Origin of the sequence: Duganella violaceipulchra (assembly GCF_019166075.1) — a bacterium.
Taxonomy (GTDB): domain Bacteria; phylum Pseudomonadota; class Gammaproteobacteria; order Burkholderiales; family Burkholderiaceae_D; genus Rugamonas; species Rugamonas violaceipulchra.
In genome coordinates this window covers 1-4,820 of record NZ_JAHTGR010000059.1, presented here as the reverse complement: position 1 = coordinate 4,820, position 4,820 = coordinate 1, and the positions used below count along the sequence as shown (strand labels likewise).

Here is a 4,820-nt window from a genome sequence, read left to right as displayed (position 1 = left end):
CAGCCGTTCGGCCGGATAGGCCGGATCGAGCGGCACATAACAGCCACCCGCCTTCAGCGTAGCGAGCATCGCCAGCACCATCTCGATCCCGCGTCCGCTGCAGATCGCCACCCGGACGTCGGCTCCCGCGCCCAAGCCACGCAGATGGCGCGCCAACTGGTTGGCCTGGCGGTTCAAATCGGCATAGCTGACTTCCAGATCGCCGCACACCAGCGCGGTCGCCTCGGGACGAAGTTCGGCATGCCGCTCGAACAGCTCATGGACACACAACTCGCGCGCATACGGCGTTTCGGTCGCGTTCCATGCCGCCAGCACCTGCTGCCGCTCCGCGACCGGCAGCACCTGCAGCGACAACAACGACGTCTCGGGAGCGCCTTCCAGCGCGGCCGCCAGCTGCTCCAGCGCAGTCTGCATATAGGCGCACACGCGGCCGGCCGATACCGAGCGGTCGACCTGCGCCGTCAGCACGAAGCCGGCACCCAGATCGTCCACCGACAGCGTGAGCGGATAGTTACTACGTTCCTTGCCGGCCCTGACCTCGATGCCATCCCAAACGCCGCCATCGTTTTCGCGATCGTCGACGCCGGCCGAAGTCACCGCACTATGACGATAATTCAGCAGCGACGAGAACAAGGGCAACGGCGCCCGCACCGCACTGCAGCGCTGCGCCAGCGCCAATGGCGCGTGCTCGTGCCGCAGCAACTGCGTCAGCAACGCATGCGTGCCGCGCACGCCGCCGGCCACACCCTGCTCGCCGATGCTGATCCGCACCGGCAAGGTGTTGATGAACATGCCCAGCACCCGCCCTGAATCCGAACCACCCTGCATGCGCCCGAACAGCACCGTGCCGAACACCACGTCCTGGCGTCCCGTCAGTTTCGACAGCACCTGCGCCCAGGCCAGGTGCATCAAGCTGGCCACGCTCACGCCCAGCGTGCGCGCCTGCGCACGCAGCGTCTCAGCCAGCGCATGCGGCAACGTCAGGCGAGCATCGTCCAGCTCAGCCACTCCGCCTTGCACGTCGAGCAGCCCGTATGGGGCGCTCGGCTCGTCGATATCGGACAGCATCCGCGTAAAGAAGGCTTCGTGTTCCGCGACGCTCACGCCCAGGCGCGCCTGGGCGACGAAATTCCTGAACGGCAGCGCCGGCGCCAGTTCGGCCGCGCGGTCCTGCTGGATCATCCGGATCTCCTCGACCAGGATATCCAATGCCGTGTGGTCGATCGCCAGGTGGTGCGTCAGCAGTTGCAACAGCCAGCGGCCGTTGACGCGGTCCTCGCACAGGAAGGCGCGCAGCAACGGCGCTACTTGCACATCCACGCGGTAATGCCGAGGATCGTACGCCGCACCCAATTGTTCGGCGATATCGCCGTTGGCGGCATCGAAAACGACTTCCTCGACCGACAACGGCGCCCTGCGCCATACCACCTGCACCGGTTCGGCCAGGCCGTCCCATAGCATTGCGGTGCGCAGGATGTCGTGGCGGTCGATCACCACTTGCAAGGTTGCCAGGAAGCCGTCCAGGCGCGCGCGCGTATCGAACTCGATCAGCGTCGGCAGCAGATAGGCGTCGCCCTCGCCCTGCATCATATGGTGGAACAATATCCCTTCCTGCAAGGGCGCCAGCGGATAGATGTCCTGGATATTGGCGGCGCCGCCCGGCACCGCCGCGACGATGCCGTCGATCTCCTGCTGGCTCAATTGCACCAGCGGCAGCATGTCCGGCGTGATCGCCGCGCAACCGTCGACGATGCCGTTGGCCGGCACCAGCACGTCGCCCGCACCGCCGCCGGCGGCCAGCGCCGCGATGGTCGGCGTGCCAAACAAGGTGCGCACGTCGGTCTGCACGCCGGCACGGCGCATGCGCTCGATCAGCGCCACCGCCAGCAGCGAATGACCGCCCAGCTGGAAGAAGTTGTCGTGGCGGCCGACCCGCTCCAGTTTCAGCAGCTCGGCCCAGATCGCCGCCAGCGTCTCTTCGATCTCGCCTTGCGGCGCCTCATAGCCGTGTGTGACATAAGCCTGTCCCTGCGGCGCCGGCAGTGCCTTGCGATCGAGCTTGCCGTTCGGCGTCAGTGGCAAGGCCTCCAGCACCACAAAGGCCGACGGCACCATGAAGTCCGACAGGCCGCGCGCCAGTTCTTCGCTCAGTGCGGCGATTTCGAGCTGCGCGCCTTCGCGCGCCACCACGTAGGCCACCAGGCGTTGGTCGCCCGGCTGGTCCTCGCGTGCCAGCACCACCGCCTCGCGCACATCCGCGCAAGCCGACAACTTGGTCTCGATCTCGCCCAGCTCGACGCGAACGCCACGGATCTTGACCTGGAAGTCATTGCGCCCCAGGTACTCGATCGTGCCATCGGCCAGATGCCGCGCCAGGTCGCCCGTCCTGTACATGCGAGCCTCCGGCGCGCCGGCGAACGGGTCGGCCACGAAGCGCTCCGCCGTCATCTCCGGCAGGTTCAGATAGCCGCGCGCCAGGCCGGCGCCGCCGATGTACAACTCACCGGCCACGCCCAGCGGCACCGGCTGGCGCCGCGCATCGAGGATATAGACCTGGGTGTTGGCGATCGGACGGCCGATCGGCGAGCGATCCACCGCATCGGCATCGGCCGCCACGCAAGCGTGGAAGGTCGAGTCGCCGTTCGCCTCGGACGAGCCATAGAAGTTATACAGCCGCACACGGGGACAGGCCGCGAGCGTCCGCGCGATCAGGTCGCGCGACAGGCGCGCGCCGCTGCTCACCAGCGTCTTCAGCGCCCCCAGCGCGCCGGCGTCGGCCGCCAGCAAGGCCTCCAGCAACGACGGCACCAGCGTCAGGTGGCTGATGTCGCCTTGCGCGATCCGCGCCGCCATGCGTTCGACGTCGCGCCCCAGATCATGGTCGAACACCGCCAAAGTCCCCCCGGCCAGCAGGGTTTGCAGCACTTCCGATACCGAGTCGACAAAGCCGATGCTGGTCTTGAAGGCCGTCACCGGCGCCTGTTCGAAGATGTCGCGCACCGCCCACAACAGACGGTTGCGCAGGCCGACGCCAGTGTTGGCGACGCCCTTGGGCACTCCGGTCGAGCCGGAGGTATAGATCACGTAGGCCAGGTTGTCCGCCGTCAGTGCCAGCCGATCCAGGTTGTCGCCAGCCTGATCGCGCCACTGCGCGCCCGCGTCATCCAGCTCGACACAAGGCAGCTCGCCAGCCATGCCGGCCAGCGCCGCCCGTCCCGAGGCGTCGTACAGCACCGCCAGCGGCGCGCTGTCGGCCAGCATGTAAGCCAGCCGCTCCTGTGGATAGGCAGGGTCCAGCGGCACGTAGCAGCCGCCCGCCTTCAAGGTGGCCAGCATCGCCACCACCAGTTCCAGGCCACGGCCGGCGCAGATCGCCACCCGCGCCTCCGGCGCCACGCCCAGCGCGCGCAGGTGGCGCGCCAGCTGATTGGCGCGGGCGTTAAGCTGGGCGTAAGTGTGGACCTGCCCATCGTGCGTCACGGCCGGCGTATCCGGCGTGCGCAGCACCTGCTGTTCAAACAACTCATGCACGCACAGATCCTGCGCCAGTTCGCGCTGCGTGGCGTTCCAGCCCGCCAGCAGTAGCTGGCGTTCGGCCGCCGGCAGCGGGTCGATTGTGCAAAGACCGGTTTCCGGCGCCGTCTCCAGCGCTGCCACCAGGCCTTCCAGCGCCGCCTGCATGTAGCCGCAGACGCGCGCCGCCGATACCGAGCGGTCGACCTGCGCCGTCAGACGGAAGCCAGCACCCAGGTCATCCACGGATAGCGTCAGCGGGAAGTTGGTGCGCTCTTTTCCACTGACCACCTCCACGCCGTCCCAAGCTGCGCTGGCCTGTTCCGTAATGACTTCCTCGGCAACAGCGCTGTGACGATAGTTCAGCAACGATGAGAACAGCGGCAGCGGCGCCTGCACCGCGCTGCAGCGCTGAGCCAATGCCAGCGAAGCATGCTCATGGCGCAGCAATTGCGTCAACAGCGCATGCGTGTCGCGTACACTTTGTGCTACGCCCTTGTGATCGACGTTAACGCGAACCGGCAAGGTATTGATAAACATGCCCAGGCCGCGGTCGGAACCAACGCCACCCTGCATGCGGCCGAACAGCACCGTGCCGAATACCACCTGCTGGCGCCCGGACAGCTTGGCCAACACCTGCCCCCAGGCCAGGTGAATCAGGCTGGCCGCACTGACACCTTGGCCGCGCGCCTGCGCGCGCATCCGCGCAGCCAGATCGGATGGCAATTCCTGCTTGATCTCTTCGATCCTGCCGCCATCGCCCTGCACATCAAGCAGTCCGTATGGCGCGGTCGGTTCGTCGATATCGGCCAGCATGCCGGCAAAGAAGGCCTCATGCTCCTGCTGACTCACACCCAGACGCGCCTGCGCAACAAAATTACGGAATGGCAGCGCCGGCGGCAGTTGCGCCGCCATGCCTTGCTGGATGACGCGAATTTCCTCGATCAGTATTTCCAGCGTTGTATGGTCAAGCGCCATGTGGTGGCTTAATAGCTGCAACAACCAGCGTCGGTTGGCGCGGTCTGCGCTGATGAAGCCGCGCATCAACGGCGCCTGGCGCACATCCAGGCGATAATTGTGCGAGTCGTAGCGCTGTGCCAATTGCTCCGCGATGGCGCCGTCCGCCGCGTCCAGCTCCACTTCCTCGACAGTCAGCGGCGCCCTGCGCCACACCACCTGCACCGGTTCGGCCAGGCCATCCCACAGCACCGCGGTGCGCAGGATGTCGTGGCGATCGACCACCGTCTGCAAGGTCGACAGGAAGCCGTCCAGGCGCGCACGCGTATCGAACTCGATCAGCGTCGGCA

Annotated in this window: 1 protein-coding gene; it reads right to left on the bottom strand. The window is 66.8% G+C overall.

Features of this window, described 5'->3' with window-relative positions:
- Positions 1–4,820 (bottom strand): non-ribosomal peptide synthetase (locus tag KVP70_RS32885; protein ID WP_217946639.1); only part of this gene is annotated, 4,820 nt, incomplete at both ends.